Annotated in this window: 15 protein-coding genes; 10 read left to right on the top strand and 5 right to left on the bottom strand. The window is 74.4% G+C overall.

Translation table 11 applies throughout. From position 1 onward, the window contains the following. Positions 1–111 precede the first annotated feature (111 nt). From ABT093_RS29760 to ABT093_RS29750, 3 genes are all read left to right on the top strand, one after another. Entirely contained in the window at positions 112–2,172 is a 2,061-nt protein-coding gene (locus ABT093_RS29760; protein ID WP_350569712.1) for an oxidoreductase, read from the top strand. Between the two features lie 106 nt (positions 2,173–2,278). Continuing rightward, the gene (locus ABT093_RS29755; protein WP_350569710.1) at positions 2,279–2,827 is read left to right on the top strand and encodes a PadR family transcriptional regulator; all 549 of its coding nucleotides are present in this window, start codon (positions 2,279–2,281) and stop codon (positions 2,825–2,827) included. A 91-nt stretch (positions 2,828–2,918) separates the two neighbouring features. Further along, positions 2,919–3,740: a hypothetical protein gene (locus ABT093_RS29750; RefSeq protein WP_350569708.1), complete on the top strand. Its 822-nt coding sequence runs from the start codon at positions 2,919–2,921 to the stop codon at positions 3,738–3,740. A 28-nt stretch (positions 3,741–3,768) separates the two neighbouring features. On the opposite strand, the gene ABT093_RS29745 is transcribed toward ABT093_RS29750, so the two are convergent. Then, complete coding sequence (locus tag ABT093_RS29745; protein ID WP_350569707.1) at positions 3,769–4,275, bottom strand: RICIN domain-containing protein; 507 nt, start codon at positions 4,273–4,275, stop codon at positions 3,769–3,771. 288 nt (positions 4,276–4,563) lie between these two features. Between ABT093_RS29745 and ABT093_RS29740 the strand changes: the two genes are divergently transcribed. Together ABT093_RS29740 and ABT093_RS29735 are read left to right on the top strand one after the other, a co-directional pair. After that, positions 4,564–5,586: an ArsR/SmtB family transcription factor gene (locus tag ABT093_RS29740; RefSeq protein WP_350569705.1), complete on the top strand. Its 1,023-nt coding sequence runs from the start codon at positions 4,564–4,566 to the stop codon at positions 5,584–5,586. A gap of 61 nt (positions 5,587–5,647) precedes the next feature. Beyond that, entirely contained in the window at positions 5,648–6,091 is a 444-nt protein-coding gene (locus ABT093_RS29735; protein ID WP_350569703.1) for a hypothetical protein, read from the top strand. Positions 6,092–6,261: 170 nt separating this feature from the next. Here the strand turns inward: ABT093_RS29735 and ABT093_RS29730 are convergent, their stop codons facing one another. Beyond that, positions 6,262–7,149: a LysR family transcriptional regulator gene (locus ABT093_RS29730; RefSeq protein WP_350569701.1), complete on the bottom strand. Its 888-nt coding sequence runs from the start codon at positions 7,147–7,149 to the stop codon at positions 6,262–6,264. 269 nt (positions 7,150–7,418) lie between these two features. Here ABT093_RS29730 and ABT093_RS29725 point away from each other — a divergent pair, with 269 nt between their 5' ends. From ABT093_RS29725 to ABT093_RS29710, 4 genes are all read left to right on the top strand, one after another. Continuing rightward, the gene (locus tag ABT093_RS29725) at positions 7,419–8,306 is read left to right on the top strand and encodes an EamA family transporter (RefSeq protein ID WP_350569699.1); all 888 of its coding nucleotides are present in this window, start codon (positions 7,419–7,421) and stop codon (positions 8,304–8,306) included. Continuing rightward, complete coding sequence (locus ABT093_RS29720) at positions 8,303–9,514, top strand: MFS transporter (protein ID WP_350569697.1); 1,212 nt, start codon at positions 8,303–8,305, stop codon at positions 9,512–9,514. Before ABT093_RS29725 ends, ABT093_RS29720 begins: the two co-directional genes overlap by 4 nt. A gap of 252 nt (positions 9,515–9,766) precedes the next feature. After that, positions 9,767–10,234: a hypothetical protein gene (locus ABT093_RS29715; RefSeq protein ID WP_350569695.1), complete on the top strand. Its 468-nt coding sequence runs from the start codon at positions 9,767–9,769 to the stop codon at positions 10,232–10,234. 121 nt (positions 10,235–10,355) lie between these two features. Beyond that, positions 10,356–11,324, top strand: a complete 969-nt coding sequence (locus ABT093_RS29710) for an arsenic resistance protein (protein ID WP_350569789.1) — start codon at positions 10,356–10,358, stop codon at positions 11,322–11,324. 12 nt (positions 11,325–11,336) lie between these two features. Here ABT093_RS29710 and ABT093_RS29705 read toward each other — a convergent pair whose 3' ends face one another. Next, positions 11,337–12,239, bottom strand: a complete 903-nt coding sequence (locus tag ABT093_RS29705) for a LysR family transcriptional regulator (RefSeq protein WP_350569693.1) — start codon at positions 12,237–12,239, stop codon at positions 11,337–11,339. A 72-nt stretch (positions 12,240–12,311) separates the two neighbouring features. Between ABT093_RS29705 and ABT093_RS29700 the strand changes: the two genes are divergently transcribed. Continuing rightward, positions 12,312–12,704 (top strand): RidA family protein, encoded by a 393-nt coding sequence (locus ABT093_RS29700; RefSeq protein WP_350569691.1) that lies wholly within the window; start codon positions 12,312–12,314, stop codon positions 12,702–12,704. Positions 12,705–13,027: 323 nt separating this feature from the next. Here ABT093_RS29700 and ABT093_RS29695 read toward each other — a convergent pair whose 3' ends face one another. After that, the gene (locus ABT093_RS29695; RefSeq protein WP_350569690.1) at positions 13,028–13,534 is read right to left on the bottom strand and encodes a hypothetical protein; all 507 of its coding nucleotides are present in this window, start codon (positions 13,532–13,534) and stop codon (positions 13,028–13,030) included. Between the two features lie 189 nt (positions 13,535–13,723). Next, positions 13,724–13,855, bottom strand: a complete 132-nt coding sequence (locus ABT093_RS29690; protein ID WP_350569688.1) for a hypothetical protein — start codon at positions 13,853–13,855, stop codon at positions 13,724–13,726. Between the last annotated feature and the right edge of the window lie 130 nt (positions 13,856–13,985).

The raw sequence follows: 13,985 nt of genomic DNA, 5'->3' as shown, positions 1-13,985 counted from the left end.
ACGTGTTCCGCGGATCACCTATGCAACTGGTTGCATAAGCGGATCCCCGTCCCCTACCGTGTGGTAACCACCAGCCCCCCGGGGCCGCCCCCGCCCGTCCCAGGAGACCCCGTGACGACGACCGCCGCCACCGAAGCCCCGCAGGCGCCCTACCCGCACCTGCTGCGCCCGCTCGACCTCGGCTTCACCACCCTCCCCAACCGCGTGATCATGGGCTCCATGCACGTCGGCCTGGAGGAGGCCCCGGACGGCTTCGAGCGGATGGCCGCCTTCTACGCCGAACGCGCCCGCGGCGGCGTCGGCCTCATCGTCACCGGCGGCATCGCCCCCAACGAGGCCGGCCGCCCGTGGGACGGCGGCGCCATGCTCACCACGGAGCGGGAGGCCGACCGGCACCGCGTGGTCACCGACGCCGTGCACGCCGCCGGCGGCCGGATCGCGCTGCAGATCCTGCACTTCGGCCGCTACGCCTACCACCCCGGCCTGGTCGCCCCCAGTGCCGTCCAGGCCCCGATCAGCCCCTTCCCGCCCCGCGCCCTGAGCGCCGACGAGGTCGAGCGGACCATCGACGACTTCGCCCGCTGCGCCGAACTCGCCCGGCGGGCCGGCTACGACGGCGTCGAGATCATGGGCTCCGAGGGCTACCTGATCAACGAGTTCACCGCCGCCGCCACCAACCACCGCGAGGACGCCTGGGGCGGCTCCTACGAGAACCGGATGCGCTTCCCGGTCGAGATCGTCCGCCGGGTCCGCGAGCGGGTCGGCCCCGACTTCATCCTCGTCTACCGGCTCTCCATGCTCGACCTCGTCCCCGGCGGCTCCACCCTCGACGAGGTGATCCGCCTCGCCCGGGCCGTCGAGGAGGCCGGTGCCACCCTCATCAACACCGGCATCGGCTGGCACGAGGCCCGCATCCCCACCATCGCCACCTCGGTGCCGCGCGGCGCCTGGGCCTGGGTGACCAGGAAGCTGATGGGCTCGGTGTCCGTCCCGCTGGTCACCAGCAACCGGATCAACACCCCGGAGCTGGCCGAGCAACTGCTCGCCGACGGCTGCGCCGACCTCGTCTCGCTGGCCCGCCCGCTGCTCGCCGACCCCGACTTCGTCGCCAAGGCCGCCGAGGGCCGCCCCGAGGCCGTCAACACCTGCATCGGCTGCAACCAGGCCTGCCTCGACCACACCTTCAGCGGGAAGATCACCTCCTGCCTGGTCAACCCGCGCGCCTGCCACGAGACCGAGCTGGTCCTCGCCCCGACCCGGCTCGCCAGGCGGATCGGCGTCGTCGGCGCCGGACCGGCCGGCCTCGCGTGCGCCGTCACCGCCGCCGAACGCGGCCACCGGGTCACCCTGTTCGACGCGGCCGACACCATCGGCGGCCAGCTCGACATCGCCCGCCGCATCCCGGGCAAGGAGGAGTTCGCCGAGACCCTGCGCTACTACCGCCACCGCCTCGACTCCCTCGGCGTGGAACTGCGCCTCGGTGCCCGGGTGGAGGCGGCCGAACTCGCCGCCGAGGGCTTCGACGAGGTGGTCCTCGCCACCGGCGTCACCCCGCGCGTGCCCGACCCCGCCGACCTGCCGGGCGTCGACCACCCCAGCGTGCTCGGCTACCTCGACGTGCTGCGCGACGGTGCGGCCGTCGGCGAGCGGGTGGCGGTCATCGGCGCGGGCGGCATCGGCTTCGACGTCGCCGAGTACCTCACCGACGCGGGCGACGCGGCGAGCCTGGACCCGGCCGTGCACCGCCGCCACTGGGGCATCGACGAGGAGTACCGCGAGCGCGGCGGCCTCGCCCGCCCGGAGCGTCCCGAGCCGCCGCGCCGGGTCCACCTGCTGCAGCGCAAGGCCGGCAAGGTCGGCGCCGGGCTCGGCAAGACCACCGGCTGGATCCACCGCACCGAGCTGAAGCACCGCGGCGTCACCATGGTCGCCGGCGCGTCGTACGAGCGGATCGATGACGCCGGCCTGCACCTCACCCTCGACGGCGAGCCGCAGCTGCTGCCCGTCGACACCGTGGTGCTCTGCACCGGCCAGGAGCCGCGCCGCGACCTTGATGCCGCCCTGCGCGCGCTCGGCGTCACCCCGCACCTCATCGGCGGCGCCGACGTGGCGGCCGAACTCGACGCCAAGCGCGCCATCAAGCAGGGCACCGAACTCGCCGCCACCCTCTGAGCACGCACCCGCACGCACCCCGCACGCACGTACCCGTATGCACCCCGCACGCGTGCGGCGGCGACGCATCGCACACGTCTCCAGGGCCCGCCTTAGGATTCGGTGCATGTCGCTGCCGCACGCCATCCTCACCGCCCTGCTGGAGAAGCCGTCCTCCGGGCTGGAGCTGACCCGGCGGTTCGACAAGTCGATCGGCTTCTTCTGGTCCGCCACCCACCAGCAGATCTACCGCGAACTGGGCCGCCTGGAGACCGCCGGCCTGATCCGGGCGCTCCCGCAGGCCGGGCCGGTGCGCGGGCAGAAGAAGGAGTACGAGGTGCTGCCCGCCGGCCGCGCCGAACTGCGGCGGTGGACGGCCGCCGCGGACGCCCCCCGGCCGATCCGCGACCCGCTGCTGCTGCGGCTGCGCGCCGCCGCCGTGGTCGGCACGGCCGGGCTCGACGCCGAGCTGCGCCGCCATCTCGCCCGGCACCGTGAGCAGTTGGAGCACTACGAGGAGATCGAGCGGCGCGACTTCCCGGCCGGCGCGGAGCCGGACGGCGACCCGCTCCAGCACGCCGTGCTGCGGGCCGGGATCGGCCTGGAGACCTTCTGGGTGCGCTGGCTCGCGGAGACCGTCGACCAGCTGCCCCCGGCCTCGGTAAACCCCTCCTGAACTGCGGTGATGCCCGCCGGGCGGGCGGGTCGGAGCCCCCGGTGGGACACTGGACGCCTGTCCCTGCCCGACCTCTCGACCGGGGGCCCGCATGTCCCTCCCGAGGCCTCTCTCCGCCCTCACCGCGGTGGCCGTCACCACGGCGCTCACCCTCGGCGGTGCCCAGCTCGCCGCCGCTTCGCCGGCCCCGCCCGCGACCGCGGCCCCGCCCGCGAGCGCGGACGTACCCCTGAGCGCCGTCGGCGCCGCCGCCCAGCCACCCACCGACGAGCAGCTCAGGGCGGCCCTGCTGACCGCGGCCGAACTCGGCCCCGACTTCACCGAGATCCCGCTGGACACCGAGAGCCCCGAGCCCGAGGACGGTTCCAGCCCCAGCCCCAGCCCCAGCCCCAGCGCCGGCGCCACCCCGCTGGCCGGCTGCGACGCCCTGCGCGCCCTGCTCAACGGCACGGTGACCGAGGAACTGCCCAGTCGCGCCCAGAGCCCGTACCAGGAGGTCCAGTTCGAGGGCCCGGACGGCTACCCGCTGATCACCGAGTTCCTCACCGCGGAGGAGTCCGGGGAGCTGGCCGCCGACCTCGACACCGTCGACTCCGCGTTCACCGAATGCCCCAGCATCGACTTCAGCAGCGACACCGGCGAGAGCGTGACCTTCACCGTCACCCCGGTCGCCCTCGGTGACCGCCAGGACGCCCCGGCCGTCCGCCTCGACGGCACCCTCGCCGGCACCCGGCTCGTCGGCTACCTCGGCATCGAACGCCTCGGTGACGTCGCGCTCGGCTACGGGTACTTCCAGCAGGACTCGGACGACGCCGAACTCGCCTCCCTCTACTACCGCGCCGCCGTGACCAAGGCCGAACGCACCCTGGGCCTCCAGGCCGGCTCCACCACCGCCCCCGGCACGGCCGCCTGACGGCCGTGCCGGGAACGCGGCGCCGGAATCAGCGCAGCGACCACTGCTGGTAGGCGCTGCCGTTGCACGGCATCATGTTCACCTGGCGCCGGCTGCCGTCGCCCGACAGCCAGTCCTGCAGGCACAGGCCGGACGCCTTGTTCTTCATGGTGACGGCGTTGACGCCGGCCGGGGTCAGCTCCCAGCGCTGGGTGTCGGCGCCGGAGCACTGTCGCTGGATGACGCTGCTGTAGGAGTTCGGCGTGGTCGGTTCGATACAGAGGAACGAGCTCTGCACCCGGATCTCCGTCCCGCCGACGGCGGCGTCGTCCGTCCAGAACCGCTGGTTCGAGGCGTTCTTGCAGCTGAACTCCTGGAGCATCGCGCCCTCGGCGGTGGAAGCGCCCTGGATGTCGAGGCACTTGCCCTGGACGATGTTGGCGTAACCGTGCAGCACCGGCGCGGCCTGCGCCGGGGCGGCGAGCAGGGTCGCGCCGGCGAGCAGGGTGCCCGCGACGACACCGGAACGGACGGCGGACCGACGGGTGATTCGCATGATCGGTGCACTCCTCGGCTGGGGGGTCGGGGCGCCGCGGTGGGGCACCCCCGACGGTCAGTCTCACGAACCGACGGAGTTCGTCCCAAGACCATTCGAGCTGCATCGAATTCGGGCGGGGCAATGTCCGGGGCGTGCCACGAAGCGGTCAGAGCCGGGCAACGCGCCCGACGCGCCCGAACGTTCCGCCTACGGTGGGCCCTGCGGCCTCCCGGGGCCGCAGGGATCGGCGGGGGCGAGTCCGGGACATCGCCGCACCCCGCCGGGAGGCCGACGGAAGGGACCGGATTGCTGCGTATCCACTTCACCCACGACGACCTGACCAGGGTCCGGATCGCGCGGGCACCCGACCCGCTCGCCGAGACGGTCCTGAGCCTGTCACTGGTACAGGCCCGCGACGTGGGAGGAGCGGCCCTGGAGGGATGGCGCAGCAGGACCCGCAAACGGCTGCGCCCGGAACAGGGGATGCTGTTCGAACTGGCGACCGCCGCGGGGGCGGCGGGGGCGCCGGAGGCCTTTCTGCACGCCGCCACCGACAGCCTGCCGGACAGCCTGGAGCACACCTGGTCGCTGTCGCGCCGGCGGTGGGCGGCGGATCTGCGGGTCCTGGAGTACCTGCGGCCGGGGACGCCCCGCTGGGTGCGCGAACTGCACGGCGGCTCCCGGGAGTGGCGCACCGTCGTCGACCGCAGGCTCCGCGAGTACCACGCCTTCGCGGTGGCCCCGTACTGGTCGCAGCTGCTGGCGGCCGCGCACACCGAGCGGACCCTGCGGGCGCTGGCCGTGGCCGACAGCGGACTGGACGGCCTGCTCGGCTCGCTGCACCCGGACATCCGCTGGGAGTCACCGGTGCTGACGGTGCCCTGCCCGCTGGACGTGGACGTGCGGCTGCGCGGGACCGGCATCGTGCTGGTGCCCACCTTCTTCTGGCCCGAGCCGCTCGCCCTGACCGACAACCGCGGACCGGAGCACCCGCTCGTGCTGCACTACCCGCTGGCCCGCGACCTCGCCACCTACCGGACCGTCTGGGCCGCGTCCGCCGCGGACCCGGCCGGCGCGCTGGTCGCCCTGCTGGGCGCCACCCGGGCCCGCACCCTGCGGGCGGCGGCCGACCCGGCCGGCACCGCCGAACTCGCCCGCCGCACCGGGACGTCCGCCGCCACCGCCAGCCACCACGCCACCGTGCTGCGCGCCGCCGGTCTGCTCACCACCGAACGCACCGGCTCCGGCGTGCGCCACACCCTCACCCCCCTCGGCCAGGCCCTCCTGGACGACCGCCCGCCGACCGAACCCCCCACCCGCCGGCCCTGACGGAAGCCCCCGGCCGCCGCGCGCCGCGTGCTAGCCTCCGCCCGACAAGGGGTGGAGGGACGTGGAGCGACACGACGCGGCGGCCGGGGGCGACGGCCTCGCCGGGCAGCGGCCCGCGCACCAGCCGGGGGACCCGACGCCGGTGACCGACCCGCCGCACGGGCCCGCGCGCGGCTGCCTGCACGCGATCGGCGAGTTCCTGCTGGAGCTGGCGGGGGAGGCCGTCCTCGGCACGCTCCTCGCGGTGCTGACCACCGGCTCCCTGATCGGTCTCTTCCTGCTCGCCGAACTCGGCTACGAACAGAGCCCGTTGCTCGCCCATGCCCTGGGCGCCGTCGCCGTGCTGACGGTCGTGCTCGGCCTGCGGCAGCTGCGCCGCCCCCGGGAGCGGCGCGGCCGCTGGGGCCGGATCCTCGCCGCCGTCACCACCGGCCTCGGCGTCTGGCTGCTGCTCTGCGTCTGCTACGCCTCGCTGGGCGACGCCCTGGACGCGGCCGCCTTCTGAGCGATCCGCCGCTCCAGGCGGACCCGCCTCTGCGGCTGGGCGGAGGCGGCGAGCGGGGTGCGCGTGGGCCGGCGGCCGAGCGGGCGGTCGGGCACGGGCCGTCCGGGGGCGCCGGAGGCGGCGGTCACAACGATCACGCGCGCAACTGCGCTGAAGCGCCGCGCCGTTGGTCAATCCGTTCTCGGCTCCTCGGGGAGACCCAGCAGCGCCAGGAACGCGGCGGCCGCCGGGCGCGGGCTCTCCCGGCCCCAGATCACGTACTCGGCGCGCGACGGCGCGTCCGTGACCTCGATCGTCACCATGCCGCTCAGCCCCGCGACGTACGAGGGCGGCAGCAGCGCCACCCCCAGGCCCGCGCCGACCAGCCGGGCCAGGTAGTCGGCGTTGGTCACCTCGAAGGCGACCTCGCGGGTGAGCCCGGCGGCCGCGAAGGCGAGGTCGGACTGGGCCCGCCCGGCCGTCTTCGCCGGGAGGTCCACGAACACCTCCGAGGCCAGCCGCCGCAGGTCGACCGGGCTCTCCCCGGCCAGCGGGTGGTCCGGGGAGACCACGGCCACCAGCCGCTCCCGGGCCAGCTCCCGCGCCGACACGCCCCGGGGGCGGGCCGTGACCGGGATGCCGAGGAAGGCCACCTCGATCTCGCCCTGCCGGACCTGCTCGGCCAGTTCGTCGCTCGCCCCCACACCGAGGCTGACCCGGGCCCCGGGATGGCGCCGGTGGAACTCCCGGAGCACGGCCGGGACGTCCACCGCGGCGACGGTCGGGATCACCCCCACCCTGAGGCTCCCGCGCACCTCCCCGACGGCCGCCGCCACCTCGGTGGCCGCCCGCTCCGCCGCGTCCAGGCACTGACGGGCGGCGGGCAGGAAGGCCGCGCCGGCCGGTGTCAACCGCACCCGGCGGCTGGTGCGTTCGAACAGCCTCGCGCCCAACTCCTTCTCCAGCCGCGCGATCTGATGGCTGAGCGCGGACTGCACCACCAGACAGCGCTGGGCGGCCCGGGTGAAGCTGTTCGTCTCGGCCACCGCGATGACGTACCGCATCTGCTGGAGATCCATCGATCCATCGTGATACGCGATGCATCGGGTGACAAGCATGTGTTGGACTCATCGATGCGCGCGGCCGGAGACTGAGGACCACCGCGCCGGGCGATCGATCCGCCGGTGCCCCTTCCTTCGAATCCCCTGACCTGGCCGCGACCGCCGGGGCGCGCCCGTGCGCCTTCGCGGGTCCGCGCCGCCGGAAGGACCGTCATGTGTACCGCTCCACCCCGATCCGGGACGGCCGCGGCCGCCACCGACCCGAACCCGCGGGTGAGGGACACCGCGTGGGACTAGCGACCGCACCCACGGCCGCCCTGACCGCCCTCGCACCGACGGTCTGGGGCAGCACCTACCTGGTGACCACCGAACTGCTGCCGCCCGAAAGGCCGTTGCTGGCCACCACCGTGCGGGCGCTGCCCGGCGGCCTGTTCCTGGTCGCCCTCGGCCGGCGGCTGCCCGTCGGCACCTGGTGGTGGCGGGCGCCGGTGCTGGGCGTGCTGAACATCGGCGCGTTCAACTTCCTGCTCTTCGTCGCCGCCTACCGGCTGCCGGGCGGCATCGCCGCGGTGATCATGTCGGCGCAGCCGGTGTTCGTGGTGGTCCTGGCCGCCGTGTTCCTCGGCGAGCGGGTCCGGGGCCTGCACGCCCTGGCCGGCGCGACGGGCGCGGGAGGCGTGGCGCTGCTCGTCTTCAGGGGCCCGGCCTCCCCGGACGCCGTCGGCGTGCTCGCCGCCCTCGGCGGAGCGCTGTGCATGGCCTCCGGCATCACCCTGACCAAACGGTGGGGCCGGCCCGAGGGCGTCGGCCTGCTCACCCTCACCGGGTGGCAGCTGACCGCGGGCGGCCTGGTGCTGCTGCCGTTCTGGCTGGCGCTGGAGGACATGCCCGACGGCCTCACCGGCTCCAACGTCCTCGGCTTCGCCTACCTCGCCGGCCTGGGCGCGGTCCTGAGCTACCTGGTCTGGTTCCGGGGCATCGAACGCCTGCCGGCCACGGCGGTCTCCTTCCTCGCCCTGGGCAGCCCGGTCGTCGCGACGCTGCTGGGGTACCTCGTCAAGGACCAGACGCCGTCCGTCCTCCAGCTCCTCGGCATCGGCGTCGTCCTCCTGGCGGTCGTGCTCGGCCAGCGCCCGCCCCGCAAGAAGCCCGACCCCTCCGGAGAGCCGAGATGACCACACACGAAGAGACCCGGGCGCCGGCCGCGCCGCGGAACGGCGCAGCCGGGGCCGGAGGCTGGCCGGGCGTGGCCGCCATCACGGCCAGCCTGTTCGTCTTCCTCACCACCGAGCTGATGCCCATCGGCCTGCTCACCCCGCTCGGCGAGAGCCTCGACGTCTCCGTGGGCACGGTCGGCCTGATGGTCACCGCCCAGGGCGTCGCGGCCGGCCTCGGCGTGCCGTTCATCGTGGCCTGGACCCGCCGGGTCGACCGGCGCAAACTGCTGACCGCGCTGCTGGGCGTCCTGGCGCTGGGCAACCTGATCACCTCGGCCGCCCCGAACTACCCGCTGATCCTGGTCACCCGCATGGTCATGGGCTTCGCCAGTGGGGTCTTCTGGGCGATCGGCGTCAGCATGGCGATGCGCATCGTCCCGGAGCGGCACGCCAACCGGGCCGCCGCCGTCGTGATGTCCGGCATCTCGATCGCGACCGTCGTCGGCATCCCGCTCGGCACCCTGCTGGAGAGCGCGGGCTCCTGGCACACCACCTTCCTGATCTGGGCCGGCCTCAGCGCCCTGGCGCTGCTCGCCGTCGCCGTCACCGTCCCGTCGCTGCCGTCGGCGAACGCGGTCCCGGTCCGCGAGGTGTTCGGACTGCCCGTCAGGAACGGTTCGCTGCGGGTGGTGCTGGTCATGGTGGTGTTCTTCGTCCTCGGCCACTTCGGCGCCTACACCTTCGTCCGCCCCTACCTGGAGGAGAGGGCCTCCGCCTCGGTGGGCTTCGTCACCGTCGTGCTCATCGTGTTCGGCTTCGGCGGCGCGATCGGCAACGTCCTCGGCGGCCGGGCGGTCACCAGGAGCCTGCGGGGCGGCTTCGTCGAGGGCGGCCTGCTCCTGATCGGCGCCCTCGTGCTGCTGCTGACCGTCGGATCCGACGAGGTCGGTGTGATCGCGGCCATGCTGCTGTGGGGCATCGCCTTCGGCGTCGTCCAGCTGAGCCAGATCACCATGACGCTGGCCGCCGCGCCCGAGACCTTCGAGGCGGCGATGTCGCTCAACACCATGGCCTACAACACCTGCATCGCCCTGGGCGCCCTGGTCGGCGGCCTGTTCGCCGATCACACGGGCGTCACCAGCGCGGTCTGGTTCGGCATCGTCCTGGTCGGCCTCGCCGTGCTGCTGCGCTCCGTCACCGGCCGCACCACCGCGTCGGCGAGCTGACCCGCACCGCCTCCGGCGCTCGGCGGGCCGGGCCGTACAGCTTCCCCTTGTACGGCCCGGTCCCGCCGCCCCGCCCCTCCTTCCGACCGCCCCTCCGCCATCCCTCCGTGCCGTCCACCGGTCCCTCCTGCGCGGAGCGCGACCGCCGTGGGGCAGGATCGGTCGGGTCGGGTCGGGTCGGGTCGGAGTGGGCGGGTGCGGAGGAGGCACGGGGTGCGGCGACGCGGGGTGGGGTCAGTGGTGGCGGCGGCCGTGACGGTGGCCGCGGCGGCGGTGGTCGGCTGCGGAGGGCCGGAGCCCAAGCAGGAGGAGCTGATCGCCGTCCGCCTGGACGCCGGCCGGCTGGTCGTCCGCACCGGCGTCTGCCGCGACGAGCGCCTGCACACCATCCGCGTGAAGGTCTTCCCCGGCTCCGAGAAGGTCGACGTCCGCCCGCGCGAGGGCCGCTCCGCCACGAACGCCCTGGAGACCGTCGACCTCGGCGGCCTCCCGCCCGGCTGGATGGCGTACGGCCGGCTCACCGGCGGCATCAGCGCCGACAAGCGCTACACCGTCGAGGTGGTCCGCAACCGCGCGCTGAGCGTCACCGTCCCCGGCGACGTGCTGCTCACCCTGCCCGCCGGCAAGTGGGCGGCCGGCGGCTGGGACTGGGACTACAAACTGCTCACCGCCAAGGAGTTCGACAAGCGCCGCAAGGCCTCCTGCCCGGACGACCAGTAGTCCCCTCTGACCTGCGAGGATGGACGCCGGCCCGCCATCGCCGGCGGCCCGGCGTCGAAGCGTGGGGAGCAGTCGGGTGTCGCAGCAGGGACCGCAGGACGGCGGTGGCCCGGTCGAGCGGATGGAGCGGCACCAGGTGGCGGTCTACCTCGCCGCGATGGCGCTCGGCGGCCTGCTGGGCCGGCTGGCCCCGGGGGCCGGACCCGGCCTGGAGCACGCCATCAACCCCGTGCTCGCCGCCCTGCTGTTCGTCACCTTCCTCCAGGTCCCCGCCGCCGAGCTGCTGCGCTCGCTGCGCGACACCCGCTTCCTCGCCGCCGCGCTGACGGTGAACTTCGCCGTCGTCCCCCTCCTGGTGGCCGCGATGTTCCCCTTCCTCCCCGACGACCGGGCCGTCCGCATCGGGGTGCTGCTGGTCCTGCTCTGCCCGTGCGTCGACTACGTCATCGTCTTCTCCGGCCTGGCCGGCGGCTCCAACCGCCGCCTGCTCGCCGCCACCCCGCTGCTGCTGGTGGCGCAGATGCTGCTGCTCCCGGTGTTCCTCTACCTGTTCATGGGCCCGGAGCTGTCCGAGATCGTCGAGCCCGGCCCGTTCCTGCGGGCGTTCCTCACCCTGATCGCCGTTCCGCTCGCCCTCGCCTGGCTGCTCCAGGCCTGGGGCGCCCGCCGTCCGGCCGGGCGACGGGCGGCCGACGCCGCCACCACCACGATGGTGCCGCTGATGGCGGCCACCCTGCTGACCGTGGTCGCCTCCCAGGTGCCCGAGCTCGGCGACAGCCTCGCCGACGTCGCCGGCGTCGTCCCCTTCTACGTGCTGTTCCTCGCCGTGATGGCGTTCGCCGGCCGGGCCGTCGCCCGCCTCTTCCGGCTCGGCACCGGCGCCGCCCGGGCGATCGTCTTCACCGGCGCGACCCGCAACTCCCTGGTCGTCCTGCCGCTCGCCCTCGCCCTGCCCGGCACGCTCGCCGTGGCGGCGTCCGTCGTCGTGACGCAGACGCTGGTGGAGGTGCTCGGCATGGTCGGCTACGTCCGCCTCGTCCCCCGTCTCGTTCCCCGACCGGCCGCCGACCCGGCCGCCGACGAGGGCTGAGGCGGCGCGGCGTCAGGGGCCGGCCGCCAGCTCCAGCAGCTGCGCCACCAGGGGGCTGCGGTCCTCCCGCCGCCAGGCGACGGCGACGACGGTCCGGGCCGTGCGCGGTTCGACGGGGCGGAAGGCGACCTCCCGCAGCCGCAGGCGCCGGATGCTCGCCGGGGCGAGCGACACCCCGAGCCCCGCGCCCACGAGCGCGCACACCGTCTGCCACTCCACCGCGTGCTGCACGATCCGCGGCTCGAAACCCGCCGCCCCGCACAGACCGGTGATCCGGTCGTACAGCTGAGGCCCGTCGGCCCGGGGGAGCAGGACGAACGGCTCGCCCGCCAGCGCGGCCACGGCGACGCTCCGCCGGGCGGCCAACGGGTGCGCCGCCGGGAGCACGGCCACGAACGGCTCGGTGAGGACGGTGCGGAAGCCGAGCGGTCCGGGGTCGTCCTCCGGGGGCTCGCGCAGCAGACCGACGTCGATGACGCGCTCGCGCAGCGCGGTGAGCTGCGGGCCGGTGGTCATCTCCCGGATCTCCAGCTCCACGCCCGGATACCGCGACCGGAAGGTCCCGAGCAGCCCCGGCAGCACGGTCAGCGCGAGGGAGGCCGAGAACCCGATCCGCAGCCGCCCCGCCCGCCCGCCGCCGACCGCCCGCGCGGCGGCCAGCCCGTCGGCGAGACCGGCGAGCGCCTGCCGCGCGGCCGGCAGCAGCGCGACGCCCGCCGGGGTGAGCGCGACCCGCCCCGGCCCGCGGGTGAACAGCGCGAACCCGACCTTCGCCTCCAGCCGGGCGATCTGCTGGCTGAACGGCGGCTGGGCGACGCCGAGCCGGGCGGCGGCGCGGCCGAAGTGCAGCTCCTCGGCCAGCACGGTGAAGGCGTGCAGCTGCGGAAGGGGCAGGTCGGGGCGGTGGTCGGCCATATCCCTAGGGATATCAGAAGCCGGCCGACCACGTATTGGACGGTATCGCCGCAGGCCGCCTAGCGTGCAGCCATGACAGAGCGACGCGCGATCCTCAGCGGTTCGACCTTCGAGGAGCGGATCGGCTACGCCCGGGCCGTGGTGGTCGGCGACCACGTCCACGTCTCGGGCACGACCGGCTACGACTACACCACCATGACCATCTCCGACGACGTGGTGGAGCAGGCCGAGCAGTGCCTGCGCAACATCGCCGCGGCCCTGGAGGAGGCCGGCTGCACCTTCGCCGACGTCGTCCGGGTGCGCTACCTGCTGCCCGAGCGCGCGGACTTCGAGCCCTGCTGGCCGGCGCTGCGCCACGCCTTCGGCGCCGTCCGCCCGGCGGCCACCATGATGGTGTGCGGCCTCGCGGACCCCGCGATGCGCATCGAGATCGAGGTCGACGCCCACCGCCGGGGGCAGTCCTGACGGACCGGCGGGGCACGCCGACCTGGCCGCATGGACGTTACCGGCCGGTAGGCGGTGACGCGCCGCCGGGATCCCGGAAACGATCAAGGAAAGGCTGGGAGCGGCCCCCGGCCGCCGGCGCCCGGGGCCCCGAGCCCTGTGGTCTCGCTGGGCGGCGTGGTCGCCTCCGCGCCGTCATCAGCGCCCACAGTGGCAACTACCTGCAGCTGAAGGTGCGCGGCACGGACGGCAGGAGCTGGTACAAGGAGCGCGACACGGGCGGGAACTGGCGCAACTGGCGCCGCTGAGTCGCCCCAGCTCCCGCCCGGCTACCCGGGGGCCTGTCAGCAGTGGTGCCAGTCGCTCCAGACACCGCTGCCGTTGACGTCGAGGGTGTTGCACCAGTAGAGGCCGTCGCTGCCGGTCACCGAGACCGCGCGGACTCCGCCGACGACCGCGGACCCGACGCCGTCGAGGACGTTGCTGGCGGAGCCGAAGGTGGTCCAGGAGGACCACGGTCCGTTCGGGCTGGTCTGGAAGGTGTGCCAGACCTGGCGGTCGGAACCGACGGCCGCGTGCTCGTGCCGACCGTCCGGCCACGTCCAACCACGGACGATGGTGCCGCACAGGGCGATGACGGTGGGCGCGCCCCAGTCGAGCGAGGTGGGGCAGCCTTCGGCGGCGGCGCGGGCCGTGCCACTGGCGACGGCACTCGCGGTGACTTCGGTGGTGCTCGACGCACCGGCGCCGGCGGGCCCGCTCTGGGTCGGTGTCGCCTGCGCGGTGGCGACGGGGCTCAGGGTGGCGGCGAGGGCCAGGGCCATCGCCGCGAGAATGCCAGGCTTCTTCATGGTTTCTCCCCAAGGGAAGGTATGACACTCCTTCAACCGGGCGGCTGCCGCGATTGCTTGGGGACAAGCATGCCGTTCGTAGACGTCCTATTCCAGGGGTCGGCGGACGCGGCGAGGATATGGCGTGAAGCCTTCGTGTTGGCCGGATGTCCGCCGATGGCCGTACTGGTGCTTCCCACTCCACCGCCGTCACGGCCGCCGCAGGACGCGCAGGACGCTGGTGAGCATCGGGAGGGTGAACTCGCCCTCGGCGGTCTCGGGGCGGGCGGCGAGGTAGGCGCGGGTGCGGGCGAGGAGGTCCTCGCGCTCGGCGGCCGGCATGACGAGGACGCCGGCCTTGGTGGCGAGGGTGGCCGTGAGAGGGCGTTCGATACTGATTTAGGCCGCCGCAGGCGGTTTCGGGCGGAGGTATTGCCCGACTTTGTCGGGGCTGGCGGTCAGGCGGGTGGTC

The sequence above is a fragment of the Kitasatospora sp. NPDC002551 genome (assembly GCF_040296005.1).
Taxonomy (GTDB): Bacteria; Actinomycetota; Actinomycetes; order Streptomycetales; family Streptomycetaceae; genus Kitasatospora.
The sequence above is the reverse complement of the archived record's forward strand: the minus strand, read 5'-3'. Positions and strand labels throughout refer to the sequence as shown.

What these genes read in the sequence shown, in the direction of transcription:
- ABT093_RS29705 (WP_350569693.1), bottom strand. Translation starts at nt 12,239, where the DNA reads ATGGCCGACCACCGCCCCGACCTGCCCCTTCCGCAGCTGCACGCCTTC.
- ABT093_RS29700 (WP_350569691.1), top strand. Translation starts at nt 12,312, where the DNA reads ATGACAGAGCGACGCGCGATCCTCAGCGGTTCGACCTTCGAGGAGCGG.
- ABT093_RS29690 (WP_350569688.1), bottom strand. Translation starts at nt 13,855, where the DNA reads ATGCCGGCCGCCGAGCGCGAGGACCTCCTCGCCCGCACCCGCGCCTAC.
- ABT093_RS29745 (WP_350569707.1), bottom strand. Translation starts at nt 4,275, where the DNA reads ATGCGAATCACCCGTCGGTCCGCCGTCCGTTCCGGTGTCGTCGCGGGC.
- ABT093_RS29755 (WP_350569710.1), top strand. Translation starts at nt 2,279, where the DNA reads ATGTCGCTGCCGCACGCCATCCTCACCGCCCTGCTGGAGAAGCCGTCC.
- ABT093_RS29750 (WP_350569708.1), top strand. Translation starts at nt 2,919, where the DNA reads ATGTCCCTCCCGAGGCCTCTCTCCGCCCTCACCGCGGTGGCCGTCACC.
- ABT093_RS29695 (WP_350569690.1), bottom strand. Translation starts at nt 13,534, where the DNA reads ATGAAGAAGCCTGGCATTCTCGCGGCGATGGCCCTGGCCCTCGCCGCC.
- ABT093_RS29720 (WP_350569697.1), top strand. Translation starts at nt 8,303, where the DNA reads ATGACCACACACGAAGAGACCCGGGCGCCGGCCGCGCCGCGGAACGGC.
- ABT093_RS29730 (WP_350569701.1), bottom strand. Translation starts at nt 7,149, where the DNA reads ATGGATCTCCAGCAGATGCGGTACGTCATCGCGGTGGCCGAGACGAAC.
- ABT093_RS29710 (WP_350569789.1), top strand. Translation starts at nt 10,356, where the DNA reads ATGGAGCGGCACCAGGTGGCGGTCTACCTCGCCGCGATGGCGCTCGGC.